This window comes from Pseudomonas sp. 2hn, assembly GCF_019646095.1.
In the GTDB taxonomy this organism is placed as follows: Bacteria; Pseudomonadota; Gammaproteobacteria; order Pseudomonadales; family Pseudomonadaceae; genus Aquipseudomonas; species Aquipseudomonas peradeniyensis.
The window spans coordinates 3,374,213-3,388,944 of sequence record NZ_CP081016.1 but is presented as its reverse complement, the minus strand read 5'-3'; the positions used below and the strand labels follow the sequence as shown (position 1 = coordinate 3,388,944).

General features: G+C 67.0%; 11 protein-coding genes. 5 read left to right on the top strand and 6 right to left on the bottom strand.

Annotated features, from left to right (window positions below):
* Positions 1–909, bottom strand: a complete 909-nt coding sequence (locus tag K2O50_RS15240) for an AraC family transcriptional regulator (RefSeq protein ID WP_050705849.1) — start codon at positions 907–909, stop codon at positions 1–3.
* Positions 910–1,011: 102 nt separating this feature from the next.
* On the opposite strand from K2O50_RS15240, the gene K2O50_RS15235 reads away from it, so the two are divergent.
* Genes K2O50_RS15235 through K2O50_RS15215 form a run of 5 tightly spaced genes read left to right on the top strand, consistent with a single transcriptional unit; the run spans position 1,012 to position 5,449 of the window.
* On the top strand, positions 1,012–1,572 hold the full coding sequence (locus tag K2O50_RS15235; protein ID WP_050705848.1) for a carboxymuconolactone decarboxylase family protein: 561 nt from the start codon (positions 1,012–1,014) through the stop codon (positions 1,570–1,572).
* A 47-nt stretch (positions 1,573–1,619) separates the two neighbouring features.
* The gene (locus tag K2O50_RS15230; RefSeq protein ID WP_050705847.1) at positions 1,620–2,684 is read left to right on the top strand and encodes an acyl-CoA dehydrogenase family protein; all 1,065 of its coding nucleotides are present in this window, start codon (positions 1,620–1,622) and stop codon (positions 2,682–2,684) included.
* Positions 2,681–3,502 (top strand): ABC transporter ATP-binding protein, encoded by an 822-nt coding sequence (locus K2O50_RS15225; RefSeq protein WP_050705846.1) that lies wholly within the window; start codon positions 2,681–2,683, stop codon positions 3,500–3,502. Before K2O50_RS15230 ends, K2O50_RS15225 begins: the two co-directional genes overlap by 4 nt.
* Positions 3,489–4,694 (top strand): ABC transporter substrate-binding protein, encoded by a 1,206-nt coding sequence (locus K2O50_RS15220; protein ID WP_050705845.1) that lies wholly within the window; start codon positions 3,489–3,491, stop codon positions 4,692–4,694. The genes K2O50_RS15225 and K2O50_RS15220 overlap by 14 nt, the downstream gene beginning before the upstream one ends.
* Positions 4,694–5,449 carry an ABC transporter permease gene (locus K2O50_RS15215; RefSeq protein ID WP_050705844.1) on the top strand — a complete coding sequence of 252 codons (756 nt, stop codon included), beginning with the start codon at positions 4,694–4,696 and terminating at the stop codon, positions 5,447–5,449. The genes K2O50_RS15220 and K2O50_RS15215 overlap by 1 nt, the downstream gene beginning before the upstream one ends.
* A 166-nt stretch (positions 5,450–5,615) precedes the next feature.
* Here the strand turns inward: K2O50_RS15215 and K2O50_RS15210 are convergent, their stop codons facing one another.
* From K2O50_RS15210 to K2O50_RS15190, 5 genes are all read right to left on the bottom strand, one after another.
* The gene (locus tag K2O50_RS15210; protein ID WP_050705843.1) at positions 5,616–7,781 is read right to left on the bottom strand and encodes a TonB-dependent siderophore receptor; all 2,166 of its coding nucleotides are present in this window, start codon (positions 7,779–7,781) and stop codon (positions 5,616–5,618) included.
* A gap of 106 nt (positions 7,782–7,887) precedes the next feature.
* Positions 7,888–8,751 (bottom strand): TIGR03915 family putative DNA repair protein, encoded by an 864-nt coding sequence (locus tag K2O50_RS15205; RefSeq protein WP_050705842.1) that lies wholly within the window; start codon positions 8,749–8,751, stop codon positions 7,888–7,890.
* Positions 8,748–9,968, bottom strand: coding sequence for a putative DNA modification/repair radical SAM protein (locus K2O50_RS15200; RefSeq protein WP_050705841.1), 1,221 nt, complete (start codon positions 9,966–9,968; stop codon positions 8,748–8,750). Before K2O50_RS15200 ends, K2O50_RS15205 begins: the two co-directional genes overlap by 4 nt.
* A 165-nt stretch (positions 9,969–10,133) precedes the next feature.
* The gene (locus K2O50_RS15195; RefSeq protein WP_050705840.1) at positions 10,134–11,549 is read right to left on the bottom strand and encodes an efflux transporter outer membrane subunit; all 1,416 of its coding nucleotides are present in this window, start codon (positions 11,547–11,549) and stop codon (positions 10,134–10,136) included.
* The gene (locus K2O50_RS15190) at positions 11,546–14,725 is read right to left on the bottom strand and encodes an efflux RND transporter permease subunit (protein ID WP_050705839.1); all 3,180 of its coding nucleotides are present in this window, start codon (positions 14,723–14,725) and stop codon (positions 11,546–11,548) included. The genes K2O50_RS15195 and K2O50_RS15190 overlap by 4 nt, the downstream gene beginning before the upstream one ends.
* Between the last annotated feature and the right edge of the window lie 7 nt (positions 14,726–14,732).

Sequence of the window (14,732 nt, the reverse complement as noted above, 5' to 3'; positions counted from 1 at the left end):
TCAGCCCGCACCCTGCTGTTTGCGATAGGCCCCCGGCTGCACGCCGACCGCCTTGGCGAACGCCCGGGTAAAGGCCGCCACTGACTGATAGCCCGCCTGCGCGCCCACCTGTTCGACGGTATTGCCCGCCTTGAGCAACTGGCAGGCATGGCGCATGCGCAGCGCCAGCAACACCTGCCCGGGCGACTGTCCGGCCAGTTCATTGAAGCGCTTGAAAAACGCCGATCGCGACAGTCCCGTGCAGGCGGCCATGCTTTCCAGCGTCCAGGGCTGGCCCGGATCCTCGATCAAGCGCTCCAGCAAGCCGGCGAAGGCCGGCTGGCGGGCGAGGGCGACCAGGCCTCCGAGTGACAGGCCGGCATGCACCTGCTGGCGCAGCACATACAGGAACAACAGGTGCGTAAGGCGTTCGAGCAGCGCCTGCGAAGGTTGCGGGCGTCGGCATTCCTCGAGGATCAGCCCGAACAGTGCCCGCGCCGCGCCGGCGGCTGGGTCGTTGGCGCGCAGCAGGATCCAGTCCGCCAGCCCGTCGACGATCAGCGACGACAACCCCGACTGGAAGTGGAAGAACCCGCACACCAGCCCCACGCCGTCCCCGGCTTCCAGATCCAGCGCCTGCATGCTCCGGCGCGGCTGGGCGCAGGCATCGGTGGCATCCTGGTCGCCGGACAGCCGATAGGCCAGGTCACGCAAAAGGAACACCGCATCGCCGCTCTCCAGGCGCAGTGGCTGCGCCTGGCCATCGATATGCAGCCAGCAATGGCCCTGCACCACCAGGTGGAAACTGGCCCGGCCCATGCCCTGGGTGCTGGCGTGCCAGCCCCCGCAGTAGCGGCCGACATGGAACAGGCTGGCGTCGAGCTCCAGGCTCTCTAATAACCAATCGACGAGGGGGCTGGAAGAAATCATCTAATGCAAGGACTCTGGAGCAAGGAAAGGCGACTGATGAATATGGATGCTACTTCTTATAACCAACAGACTGTAGCGACCTACATCAAAGGAGACCACTCCATGTCCGCACGCATCACTCTACACAGCCTGCAGACCGCCCCGGAAGCCGCCCGCCCGTTCCTCGAGAACGCACAGAAGAACTCCGGCTTCATCCCCAACCTGCTGGGCATCCTGGCCAACGCTCCGGCGGCGCTGGAAACCTACGTCACCGTCTCGGCGCTCAACGGCAAGTCAGAGCTGACCCTGGCCGAGCGTGAAGTGGTGCAACTGATCGCCGCCACCCAGCATGGCTGCGATTTCTGCGTCGCCGGCCATACCGCCGTGGCCCTGAACAAGGCCAAGCTGCCCCAGGAGGTGGTCGATGCCCTGCGTGCCCGTGGCGAGCTGCCCGATGCCCGCTACGAGACCCTGGCCGCCTTCGCCCGTGAGGTGATCGCCACCCGTGGCAACGTCTCTGACGTCACCTATCAGGCATTCCGTGATGCCGGTTTCAGCGAAGGCAACGCCCTGGAAGTGATTCTCGGCGTGAGCCTCGCAACCCTGTGCAACTTTGCTAATGTGTTCGCCCAGACGCCGCTCAACGACGAGCTCGGCAAGTACCGCTGGCAGCCTTCGGCCTGATCGGGGCCTGATGCCGGCGTGCCCGGCGTTTCAACAGGAGTAGGGACATGCTTGATCATGCATTTCGACATTGGCTGGATGCCAATGCCGAGGCCATCGACCAGGGCCAGTGCGATCCACACCTGGTGCTGGCGCATATCGCCGAATCGCAACTGCTGCGCATTGGCGTCGACCCGGCCCTGGGGGGCTCGGGTGGCGACGTCAGCGCGGCGGTCGAGGCCATCGCCGCCATCGCCAGCCGTTCGCTGGCCGCGGCCTTTGTCTGCTGGGGCCAGCGCGCCTTCATCGAATACCTGCTGCAAAGCCCCAACCGGGCGTTGTGTGAACGGCTGCTGCCCGACCTGCTGAAGGGTGAGCTGGCCGGGGCCACCGGCCTGTCCAACGCCATGAAATTCCTTTCCGGTATCGAGGCCTTGCAGGTGCGTGGCCGCGCCGCGAGCGACGGCTGGAACCTGGAGGGGCGCCTGCACTGGGTGACCAACCTGCGCAAGCGCGGCTTCGTGGTGGCCGCGGCCATCGAGGACGACGCCGGCGGCGCGCCGTTCGTGGTCGCCATCCCGTCGAACGCGCCGGGCCTGGAGCGCTCCGACGACTTGCAACTGATGGGCCTGCAATCGAGCAACACGGCGGCGCTGGCCTTCCACCAGGTACCCCTGGCCCGCGACTGGCTGCTGCACGACAACGCCCGCGAGTTCCTGCCCAGGGTGCGCCCGGCGTTCCTGGCGCTGCAGTGCGGCATGGCCATTGGCCTGGCTCGCCGCGCCCTGGATGAGGCACAGGCACACCTGCAGCAGCGTGGCGCGTTCCTCGAGGAGGCTCGCCAGGTGCTCGCCGAGCGCCTGGAGAACACCGTCGCCGAGCTCAAGCAGGGGCTGCTCGACGGCCGCTTCCAGAGCCAGCCGGCCGCCTTGTTCAAACTGCGCATCACCCTCGCCGAATGCGCCGCCGACGCCGTGCAGCTGGAGTTGCAGGCCAGTGGTGGCAAGGCCTACCTGAGCGCCTACGGCGAGGGCTTCGCCCGCCGCTGGCGTGAGTCGGCGTTCGTGCCGATCGTCACCCCGAGCCTGGTGCAGCTGCGCGCCGAGCTGCAACGCCAGGCGGCCTCTGCATGACCGACGTGCTACTCGAAGCCCGCGACATCAGCCTGGGCTACCCGCGCGAGGGTGGCTGGCAGGCGGTGCTGGAGCAGTTCGACCTGGCGCTGGCGCCGGGGGAGGTGGTCAGCATCCTTGGCCCCAGCGGGGTCGGCAAGTCCAGCCTGCTGCGCGTGCTGGCCGGCCTGCAGCAGGCCCGTGGCGGCAGCGTGCAGTTGCGTGGCGAGCCGTTGCAGGGGCCGCATCCGCGCCTGGCAGTGGCCTTCCAGGACCCCAGCCTGCTGCCCTGGCTGAGCCTTGAGAAGAACGTCGCCTTCGGCCTCGACTTCGCCCGCCAGCCCAAGCTGCCGGCGGCCGAGCGGCGCGCACGGATCGACCACGCCATCGACGCGGTGGGCCTGGCTCACGCCCGTGGCCAGTACCCGGCGCAGCTGTCCGGCGGCATGGCCCAGCGCACCGCGCTGGCCCGCTGCCTGGCGCGCCAGCCCGAGGTGCTGTTGCTGGACGAACCCTTCGGCGCGCTGGACGAGGTGACCCGGGCCGACATGCAGCAACTGCTGCTGCAACTGATCGCCACCCACAACACCGCCGCCGTGCTGATCACCCACGACATCGACGAAGCCCTGCTGCTGTCCGATCGTGTGCTGCTACTGGGCAACCACCCGGCGCGCACCCTCGGCCAGTGGCACATCGATCTGCCGCAGCCGCGCGCGCAGCGGGTCGAGGAACTGGGCGCGCTGCGCATCGAGATCCTGAAAACCCTTCGGCGGGCAAGCCGCACAGCCGAACCCACTCCATCCCCCTTGCCCTCGGAGGCTGTCCATGTGCATGGATGACTGCTGTTCCACGACGTCCCGTCGCGATTTTCTCAAGCTGAGCGCCATGCTCACCGCCGCCGGCGCCGTGCCGCTGCTGTCGAGCCTGCAGGCCCGGGCCGCCGCCGAGCCGGACGCGCCGGTGCGCATCGGCTACCTGCCGATCACCGACGCCACGCCCTTGCTGGTGGCGCACAACAACGGCCTGTTCGAGGCCGAGGGCATCAAGGCCGAGCGCCCGGTACTGCTGCGCAGCTGGGCGCAGGTGATCGAGGCGTTCATCTCCGGCCAGGTCAATGTCATCCACCTGCTGTCGCCGATGACCGTGTGGGCACGCTATGGCAGCAAGGTGCCGGCCAAGGTCGTGGCCTGGAACCACGTCGGCGGCTCGGGCCTGACCGTGGCCCTGGACATCACCGAGATGAAGCAGCTCGGCGGCAAGACCGTGGCCATTCCGTTCTGGTACTCGATCCACAACGTGGTGCTGCAGCAGATGCTCGGCGATAACGGCCTCAAGCCCGTGTCCAAGCCGGCCGACGCGCAACTGGCGGACAACGAGGTCAACCTGCTGGTGCTGCCACCGTCGGACATGCCGCCGGCCCTGGCCAGCAAGCGCATCGCCGGCTATATCGTCGCCGAGCCGTTCAACGCCCTGGCCGAGAACTTAAAGGTCGGCCGCGTGCAGCGTTTCACCGGCGATGTCTGGCGCAACCATGCCTGCTGCGTGGTGTTCATGCACGAGCACGACCTGAACAATCGCCCGGAGTGGTCGCAGAAGGTGGTCAACGCCATCGTCAAGGCCCAGCAGTGGACCCGCGAGCACCGTGCCGAGGCCGCCGCGCTGCTGTCCAAGGCCGGCCCCAACAAGTACACCCCGCACGAGCCGGCGGTGCTGACCAAGGTGCTGGCGCCTTCCGCCGAAGACCGCGCCGGCTACATCGCCAGCGGTGCGATCCAGCACCAGCAATGGGACGAGAAGCGCATCGACTTCCAGCCTTACCCGTTCCCCAGTTATACCGAGGAACTGGTCAAGCGCCTGAAGAACACCCTGATCGTCGGCGAGAGCGATTTCCTCGCCGGCCTGGACCCGGCGCAGACTGCCCGCGACCTGGTGGACGAGCGCTTCGTGCGCAACGCCATCGCCGCCGTGGGCGGCCCGGCCGCGTTCGGCATCGCCGAGAACTTCCAGCGTAGCGAGGAGTTCGCGGTCTGATGCGCAGGCATGTCGTGCATGGCGCCCTGGGCCTGGCGGGTCTGGCGGCGCTGTTGTTGCTGTGGTGGGCGGGCGTGCGCCTGTTCGGCACCGCCGATGGCCTGTCGGCGCGCTTCGCGCCCCAGGCCACGCTGCAGAGTTTGGTGGAGCTGCTGGGGCAGGGCGAGGTCTACGGGCATATCTGGGTGAGCTTGAAGCGCATCCTCGTCGGCCTGCTGCTGGCGCTGCTGATCGGCGTGCCGCTGGGCCTGCTGGTGGGCAGCTACCGGCATCTGGAGGCGGCGACCACGCCGGCGTTCCAGTTCCTGCGCATGATCTCGCCGCTGTCGTGGATGCCGGTGGTGGTGATGCTGATGGGGGTGGGCGACCAGCCGATCTACTTCCTGCTGGCCTTCGCCGCGCTGTGGCCGATCTTGCTGAACACCGCCGCCGGGGTGCGCCAGCTCGACCCGCGCTGGCTGCAGTTGAGCCGCAGCCTCAGCGCCACGCGTTGGGAGACCTTGTGCAAGGTGATCATCCCCGGGGTGATCGGCCATGTGCTGACCGGCGTGCGCCTGGCCATCGGCATCCTGTGGATCGTGCTGGTGCCGTGCGAAATGCTTGGGGTCAGTGCCGGGCTGGGCTATTTCATCCTTGATACCCGTGATCGGCTGGCCTACTCGGAGTTGATGGCGATGGTGCTGCTGATCGGGGTGTTGGGGTTCATGCTCGATGCCTTGGCGCGCGGGCTGCATCGGCGATGGGTGCATGCGTGAAGCCTGTAGGAGCGGCCTTGTGCCGCGAAAGGGCCGCAAAGCGGCCCCAGCGATCCTTGTATCAACGCTGAAATCCTGGGGCCGCTACGCAGCCCTTTCGCGGCACAAGGCCGCTCCTACAGGGGGAGCGCGTGAGGCCTAGAGGCGCGTCCCTGTGCCCTGGGACTCAGAAACTGTACTTGGCCGTCAGCATCAGGTTGCGCGGATCGCCGAAGGTATCGCCGCCATAGTTCACCGACTTGGAGATCGACGAGTAGTACTTGCGGTCGAACACGTTGTTGGCGTTGAGCTGCAGGTCCAGGTGCTGGTTGACCGCGTAGCCGGCCATCAGGTCGGTGACGGCGTAGGCGCCCTGCTCGAGGCGGTAGCTGCTGCCGTCGGCCACGGTGAAGTCGTTGTACATGCGGCTCTGCCAGGTGACGCCGCCACCGATCCGCAGTTTCTCCAGTGGGCCCTGGAAGCGGTAGGTGGTGAACAGCTTCAACTGGTGCTGCGGCGTGTCGGATTCGAACGGCTTGTTGACCTTTTCCGGGTTCTTCGCGTCCTTGACCGTGTGCACGCGGGCATAGGTATAGCCGGCGCCGATCTGCCACTGTTCGGTCAACGCGCCCTGCAGCTCGAAGTCGATACCCTGGCTGCGCACTTCGCCTGACGCTTCGTAGCAGGCGAACTGGCCGGCCCGGCACAGGCTCTTGTCCACTTCGACCGCGCGGTTCTGCTGGTCGATGCGGAACACCGCGAGGCTGGCGTTGAGTGCACCGTCGAAGTACTCGCCCTTGATGCCCACTTCGTAGTTCTTGCCCTCGATCGGCCGCACCGGCGTGCCGCTGGGGTCCTTGTTGTCCTGGGGCTGGAAGATGTCGGTGTAGCTGGTGTACAGCGAGTGGTGCTCGTCCAGCTCGTAGATCAGGCCGGCATAGCGGGTGACGTTGCGGGTCACCTTGTAGTCGCCCTCGTTGCTGCCGCGCTGGTCGTAGTCGTACCAGTCAAGGCGCCCGCCGAGGATCAGCTTGAGCGGGTCGGCCAGGCTCAGGCGGGTGGTGGTGTAGACGCCTTCCTGGTTGATCAGGTAGCGGCTGCTGCCAGTGTGCAGGAAGTCCGGCTTGCCGCCATCGATGGGGTAGTCCAGGTCGTAGGGGCTGTAGTTGCGCTCGGTCATGTCGTAGATGCGCTTGCTGGCACCGACCACCAGCTCGTGGCTGCGACCGAAGGCCTCGAACGGGCCGCTGGCAAAGGTGTCCAGGCCCAGCTGGTTCTCGTCGTGGGCCGATTGGTAGACCGTGCGGCTCAGCGGCTTGGCCAGGTCCCAGCGCGACTGGTAGGAGCCGCGGAACAGCGCGTTCTGCTCGCTGTAGATGGCGTTGACCTGCAGCTTCCAGTCGTTGGCCAGGCGCTGGCGCAGCTCGGCGAACAGGGTGTTGATCTCCTGGTCCTTGACCTCCCAGTCGGTAGCCGGGTTGTACGAACGCGGCAGGTCCTGATGGTGGCCATTGAGGTCGGTGGGGATCGCGCCCCAGAACACGTTGGTCTTGTCCTTCTGGTGGGACAGGCCAAGCGTCAGGGTGGTGTCCTCGCCCAGGTCGGCCTCGGTGATCGCGTAGAACAGCCCGTGATCCTCCTGTTGCCCATCACGGAAACCGTTGGCGTCGCGGTACGAGGCCACCACGCGGCCGCGCAGGGTGCCGCTGTCGTTGAGCGGGCTGGAGGCGTCGAGTTCGCCGCGGTAGTTGTCCCAGCTGCCGGCGGCGCCGGTGAGGGTGACCTTCTGTTCCGCCAGCGGACGCTTGCGCACCAGGTTGATGGCCGCCGACGGCGTGCCGGAGCCGGTGACCAGCCCGGTGGCGCCCCGCACCACCTCGACCCGGTCGAACATCGCCAGGTTGGGCTGGGCGCCGACCACCCAGCCGGTGTAGGCGCTGGGGATGCCGTCGTACATGATGTTGTCGACATCGAAGCCGCGGGCCTTGTAGGTCTGCCGACCCGGGCCATTGGACTGGTTGAGGAACAGCCCCGGCGTGTACCGGGCCACGTCGTTGATGCTGGTCATGCCCTGGTCGTCCATGCGCTGGCGGGTGATCACGGTCACCGCCTGGGGCGTTTCGCGCATGGTCAGCGGCAGCTTGGTGGCGGTGGCCATGGAGCCGGTGGTGTACGACTTCGACCCCTCGGTGGTGCTGCCCAGGCTGCTGTCGTTGATGGCCGTGGCGCCCAGCTCGATCACCGCCGGCGCTTGCTCCTCGGCCAGCGCGGGAGTGAGGGTTGCCATGCAGATGGCCATGGCCAGCAGGTTGCGGGTGGGCGTAAAGCGGTGAGGGGAGACGTGCAGTGACATGCCGGGCTTTATCCTTATTGCTAGTGCTTATGAGAATAATTAGCAATAAGTGTGTCGGATTGTCAGCCCCGCAACAATGCATTCGAAGCTGAAAATGATGAATTTTTCACAAATTCAATTCATTTGGATTGGTTGAGTGGCTCCCTGCGGCAATCCGTTTGCCCCGCTGGCGCCCGACCTCCAGCGCCTGTCCGTCACGCTGCTTGCCATGGCGCGCCTGGCCGACCAGCTCGGGGATCAGCGGGCCCTCCGGCAGATGACGCCAGAAGCGCCCGGGCAGGTGCTGGCGCAAGGCGCCGGGGTTGAGCCGGGCGGGGTTGAAGGTGTGCCGGTAGTAGGCCAGCCACAGCTCGGCACCGGGGTCCTCGGCGTTGCGCGCCCACTGCCGCCATTGCTCCGGGCATTGGCGTCGGTAGTCCAAATGCTGGCCGTCGAAGCGCACGCCGTCGAGGGGGGTGGCGATCAACCAGCGCTGGCGCCCCAGGCGATCGGCGAAATGCCCGCAGGCGCTGTCGAGGATGTCGTGGGCCGGTTCGTGGTAGGCCACCAGGTCCAGTTGCAACTGTTCGGCCAGTGCCTCGGGCAGCGGCACGAAGCGCACGAAGGCATGCAGGTGATGGGCTTCGCGGCCGACCTGGCGAATGCGCCGCTGCATCTCGCTGCCCAGGCGGTCGCCGGCGAGCATGGCGGTGCGGTCGCCATGGGCGACGCGCCACAGCACTTCGTACAACAGGTTCCAGCGTTGCTCGCCGCGGTAGCGACCGGCCTGTTCCAACTGGGCCAGCAGCGCCGCCGGCACGCGGGCGCGGAACGGGCCGGGGCCGGCGGGCAGGGGCGTGGGCTCGGCCAGCAGGTCGTCCATTCGCGCCTGGCCCCAGGTCACCGTGGCCGGGTCGATGCCATGGCCGAGTAGTTGCCGCGCCTGGTCGCGCCAGGTGGCGAAGTCGTCACCGCAATCCAGCGCAATCATCCCCACAGGCCCATCTGCACCGGTGCCTGGGGTTCGCGCAGGCGGGCGCGCAGCAGGCCGCTGCGCAGCTCGGCCTGGGCCGGGCGGTAGTCGCTGGTGACGATGAACGGGCGGGCCTTGTCCAGCACGCAGCGCAACTGGATCAGGTCGTCGTAGCGGATGCGCCGCTCGCGGCGCAGGGCCACCAGGCGCTGCACACTGCGCAGGCCGATACCGGGGATGCGCGCCAGCAGGGCCGGCTCGGCGCGGTTGACGTCGAGCGGGAACACCTCGCGGTTGGCCAGCGCCCAGGCCAGCTTGGGGTCGATGTCCAGGGCCAGGTTGCCGGTTTCGCCCAGCAGTTCGCCGGCCTTGTAGCCGTAGCCGCGCAGGAGGAAGTCGGCCTGGTACAGGCGGTGTTCGCGCAGCAGCGGCGGGGCGGCCAGGGGCACGCTGGACGGGCTGTCGGGGATCGGGCTGAAGGCGGAGTAGTAGACGCGTCTGAGGCCATAGCCCTGGTACAGCGACTCGGCGTTGCGCAGCAGGGAGCTGTCATCGGTGGCGTCGGCACCGACGATGACCTGGGTGCTCTGTCCGGCGGGGGTGAAGCGTGGCGCCCGTGGTTCGCCGGCGACGGCCCGCTGGCCGTGGTGGATCACGCCCATGGCCTGGCGGATGGTGCTGGCGCGTTTTTCCGGGGCCAGGCGTTCGAGGCTGGCGTCGGTGGGCAGTTCGATGTTCACGCTCAGGCGGTCGGCCAGGCGCCCGGCTTCCTCGATCAGCATGGGGTCGGCGTCAGGGATGGTCTTGAGGTGGATGTAGCCGCGAAAACCATGCTCCTCGCGCAGCAGGCGGGCCACCCGGATCAACTGCTCCATGGTGTAGTCGGCCGAGCGGATGATGCCGGAGCTGAGAAACAGGCCGCTGATGCAATTGCGCCGGTAGAAGTCCAGGGTCAGGCGCACCACCTCCTCGGGGCTGAAGCGCGCCCGCGGCACATTGCTGGAACGGCGGTTGACGCAATACTGGCAGTCGTACAGGCAGAAGTTGGTCAGCAGCACCTTGAGCAGCGACACGCAGCGCCCGTCGGGGGTGTAGCTGTGGCAGATGCCCATGCCGTCGGTGGCGCCGAGGCCGTCGCGACCACGGGAGCTGCGCTTGGGGGCGCCGCTGCTGGCGCAGGACGCGTCGTACTTGGCGGCGTCGGCGAGGATGCCGAGCTTGGCGATGAGCTGCATGGAATGGTCCGAAATGACTGGTTATTCATACAGTATTTCGGGATTTGTCTGAAGGCAAGTACCTGTGATGAGTGCGACGGCATAAAAAAGCCCCGATAGCCAAGGCCATCGGGGCAAACGGTTGGGGGAGGAACCAACCAAAGGAGTCTTCACATCAGAGTGCGGTCAGCGCGAGCTGGCCACCACGTCGGGTTGCCAGCCGCCGCCGAGCGCCTTGTAGATCGCGACGATGCCGCTGTACAGCTCGACCTCGCCCTGGGCCTGGGCATCCTCGGCGCTCAGGCGTTCGCGCTCGGCGTCGAGCAGCACCAGGTAGTCCACAGTGCCCTCGCGGTAGCGCACCGAGGCCAGTTCCGCGGCCTTGCGGCTGGCGTCGCTCTGGCGCATCAGCGCCAGCAGGCGCTGCTGGCGCTTGCCGTAGTCGCTGAAGGCATTGGAGGATTCCTCCAGGGCCAGCAGCACCTGCTGTTCGTAGTTGGCCAGGGCGCCTTCGGCATCGGCCTTGGCCCCGCGCAGGCGGGCGCGCACGCTGCCCAGGTCGAAGGCTGCCCAGGTGATGCTCGGGCCCAACGCCCAGGCGTTGGCCGCCGAGGAGCCGATCTGCGAGCCGCGCGCGGCGGTGAAACCGAGGAAGCCGCTGAGGCTGACCCGCGGGAACAGGTCGGCGGTGGCCACGCCGACGTTGGCCGTGGCTGCCGCCAGCTGGCGCTCGGCGCTGCGGATGTCCGGGCGGCGGCGCAGCAGCTCGCCGGGGTCGCCCACCGGCAAGGCCTTGGCGATGGCCGGCAGGGCCTTGGGCGAGAGGTCCACGGTCATCCCGTCCGGCCGCTGGCCGAGCAGGGTGGCGATGCGGTTCTTGGCCCGCACCTGTTCGGCCTGCAGCTGCGGCACGGTGGCTTCGACACCCGCCAGGCGGGCGTCGGCGCGGACCACGTCGAGCTCGTTGCCGACCCCGGTGTCGCGCAGGGTCACGGTGATGTCCCGCGACTGCTGCTGGGTCTTCAGGTTGGCCACGGCGATCTGCTCGCGCAGCTGGGCGCCGCGCAACTGGCCGTAGGCGTCGACCAGCTCGGCGATCAGGCTGACCTGCAACTGCTGCAGGTCGGCTTCGGCGGCGGCTTCCTGCGCTTCGCTGGCTTCGATCTGGCGCTGGATGCGGCCGAACAGGTCGAGCTCCCAGGCCATGTCCAGGCCCAGGTCGTAGCGCTCGCTGTTGACCCGGCGCTCGGTCTGGCCGGGCACCTGGCCCTTGCCCAGGTCGCTGCTGGCGCGGCTGGTGACCACGGGGATCTGGTCGTTGGACACGTCCTCGCGAATCGACCGCGCCGCTTTCAGGCGGGCGAACGCCACGCGCAGGTCGCGGTTGCCGTCCAGCGATGCCTGCACCAACTGGTTCAGCACCGGGTCGTCGAACTGTTTCCACCACACGCTCTCGAAGCGGCTGCGGTCATAGGCTTTGGCCTCAAGGCCGGCGTCCAGCTTGGCCGGTTCGGTCAGCGGGGCCTTGTAGTCCGGACCTACCGCGCAGGCCGCCAGGGCCAGCGCCAGCAGGCTCGGGGTCAGGGGTTTGAGCAACTTCATGCGTGGTTCTCCAGCGCCACTGCGTGCTCGGCCTTGCGGGCCTGGCGACGCTCGACGAAACGGCGGATCAGGAAGAAGAACACCGGGGTCAGGAACAGGCCGAACACGGTCACCCCGATCATCCCCGAGAACACCGCCACACCCATGGCGTGACGCATCTCGGAACCGGCGCCGGAGCTGAACACCAGCGGTACCACGCCCATGATGAAGGCGATCGAGGTCATCAGGATCGGCCGCAGGCGCAGGCGGCAGGCTTCCAGCACGGCGGCCAGCGGGTCGAGGCCCTTGGCCTGTTCATCCTTGGCGAACTCGACGATCAGGATGGCGTTCTTGCACGCCAGGCCCACCAGTACGATCAAGCCGATCTGGGTGAAGATGTTGTTGTCGCCACCGGAGACGATCACCCCGGTGATGGCCGACAGCAGGGTCATCGGCACGATCAGGATCACCGCCAGCGGCAGGCTCCAGCTCTCGTACTGGGCGGCCAGCACCAGGAAGGCCAGCAGCACGCAGAGCGGGAACACGAACAGCGCGGTGTTGCCCGAGAGGATCTGCTGGTAGGTCAGGTCGGTCCACTCGAAGGTCATGCCGTTGGGCAGTTCCTCCTTGAGCAGCTTCTCGATCGCAGCCTCCGCTTGGCCGGAGCTGTAGCCGGGGGCCGCGGCACCGTTGATCTCGGCGGTGATGAAGCCGTTGTAGTGCATGACCCGGTCAGGCCCGGAGGTGTCGCTGACCTTGAGGAAGGTCGCCAGCGGGATCATCTCGCCCAGGTTGTTGCGCACCTTCAGCTGGCCGATCTGCTCGGCATCGAGGCGGAACTGCTGCTCGGCCTGGACGTTGACCTGGTAGGTGCGGCCGAAGCGGTTGAAGTCGTTGGTGTACAGCGAGCCCAGGTAGACCTGCAGGGTGTCGAAGATGTCATTGATCGCCACGCCGTGGGTCTTGGCCTTTTCCCGGTCGATGGCGGCATCGACCTGCGGCACGTTGACCTGGTAGCTGGTGAACAGGCCCGCCAGTTCCGGCACGTTGTGGCTCTTGGCGATGATGTTCTGGGTCTCTTTGTACAGCGCTTCGTAGCCCAGGTTGCCGCGGTCCTCGATCTGCAGGCGGAAGCCGCCGATGGTGCCCAGGCCTTGGACCGGCGGAGGCGGGAAGATCGCGATGTAGGCGTCCTGGATATCGGCGAACTGGGCGTTCAGGGCTGCCGCGATGGCCGCCGCCGACTGGCTCGGGTCCTTGCGCTCGTCGAACGGCTTGAGCGGGGTGAACACGATGCCGCTGTTCGGGCTGTTGGTGAAGCCGTTGATCGACAGGCCTGGGAAGGCCACCGAATCGGCCACGCCGGGTTGCTTGAGGGCGATCTCGCTCATCTTCTTGATCACAGCCTCGGTACGGTCGAGGCTGGCGGCGTCAGGCAGCTGGGCGAAGGCCACCAGGTACTGCTTGTCCTGGGCCGGGACGAAGCCGGTCGGGGTGGACGAGAAGCCCAGGTAGGTCAGGCCCATCAAACCGGCATAGACGAACAGGGCAATGCCGCTGGAGCGGATGACCCGGCGCACGCCGCCGACATAGCCATGGCTGGCGCGGTCGAAGAAGCGGTTGAATGGGGCGAACAGCCAGCTGCCCAGCAGCTTTTCCAGGAACCGCGAGAAACGGTCCTTGGGCGCATGGTGGTCCTTCAGCAGCACGGCGGCCAGGGCCGGCGACAGGGTCAGCGAGTTGAACGCCGAGATCACGGTGGAGATGGCGATGGTCAGGGCGAACTGCTTGTAGAATTGCCCGGTTAGGCCGGAAATGAACGCGGCAGGCACGAACACGGCGCACAGCACCAGGGCGGTGGCGATGATCGGGCCGGTCACTTCGCTCATGGCCTTCTGCGTGGCTTCCAGCGGTTTCAGGCCAAGGCCGATGTTACGCTCGACGTTCTCCACCACGACGATGGCGTCGTCCACCACGATACCGATGGCCAGCACCAGGCCAAACAGCGACAGCGCGTTGAGCGAGAAGCCGAACAGGTGCATCACCGCGAAGGTGCCGATCAGCGAGACCGGCACGGCCATCAGCGGGATGATCGAGGCGCGCCAGGTCTGCAGGAACAGGATCACCACCAGCACGACCAGGATCAGCGCTTCGAAAAGGGTGTGCACCACCGCTTCGATGGAGCCACGGACGAACACGGTCGGGTCATAGACGATGCTGTAGTCCATGCCTTCCGGGAACTCTTTCTTCAGCTCGGCCATTTTCGCCCGCACTTCGTCGGAGATTTCGATGGCGTTGGAGCCCGGGCGCTGGAAGATCGGAATGGCCACCGCCGGCTGGTTGTTCAGCAGCGAGCGCAGGGCATACTGGCTGGAGCCGAGCTCGACCCGGGCGATGTCCTTCAGGCGCGTGATCTCGCCGTTGGCGCCGGCGCGGATGATGATGTTCTCGAACTCTTCCTCGTTGACCAGGCGGCCTTGAGTGTTGATCGACAGCTGGAAGCTGGTCGAACCCGGGGCAGGCGGGGCGCCCAGCTGGCCGGCGGCGACCTGGCGGTTCTGCTCGCGAATGGCGGCCACCACGTCGCTGGCGGTCAGGTTGCGCGAAGCGGTCTTGTTCGGGTCGAGCCACACCCGCAGCGAGTAGTCGCCCATGCCGAACAGCTGCACGTCACCCACGCCACCCAGGCGTGCCAGTTCATCCTTGATGTTGAGGATGGCGTAGTTGGACAGGTACAGCATGTCGTAGCGGTTGTCCGGCGAGGTCAGGTGCACGACCATGGTCAGGTCGGGCGAGGCCTTGTCGACGGTGATACCAATGCGCGTCACCTCTTCCGGCAGCTTGGGCTGGGTGCGGGTCACGCGGTTCTGCACCTGCACCTGGGCGTTGTCCAGGTCGGTACCGAGGGCGAAGGTGATGGTCAGGGTCAGCTTGCCGTCGGCGGTGGATTGCGAGGACATGTACAGCATGTTCTCGACACCGGTGATGGCCTGCTCCAGGGGCGCGGCGACGGTCTCGCCGATCACCTTGGGGTTGGCGCCGGGGAAGTTGGCGCGCACCACCACGGTAGGCGGCACCACTTCGGGGTATTCGCTGATCGGCAGCTGGAACAGCGAGATGGAACCCGCGATCAGCAGCACCAGCGACAGCACCGCGGCGAAGATCGGCCGGGTAATGAAGAATTTCGAAAAGTTCATCGGTGTT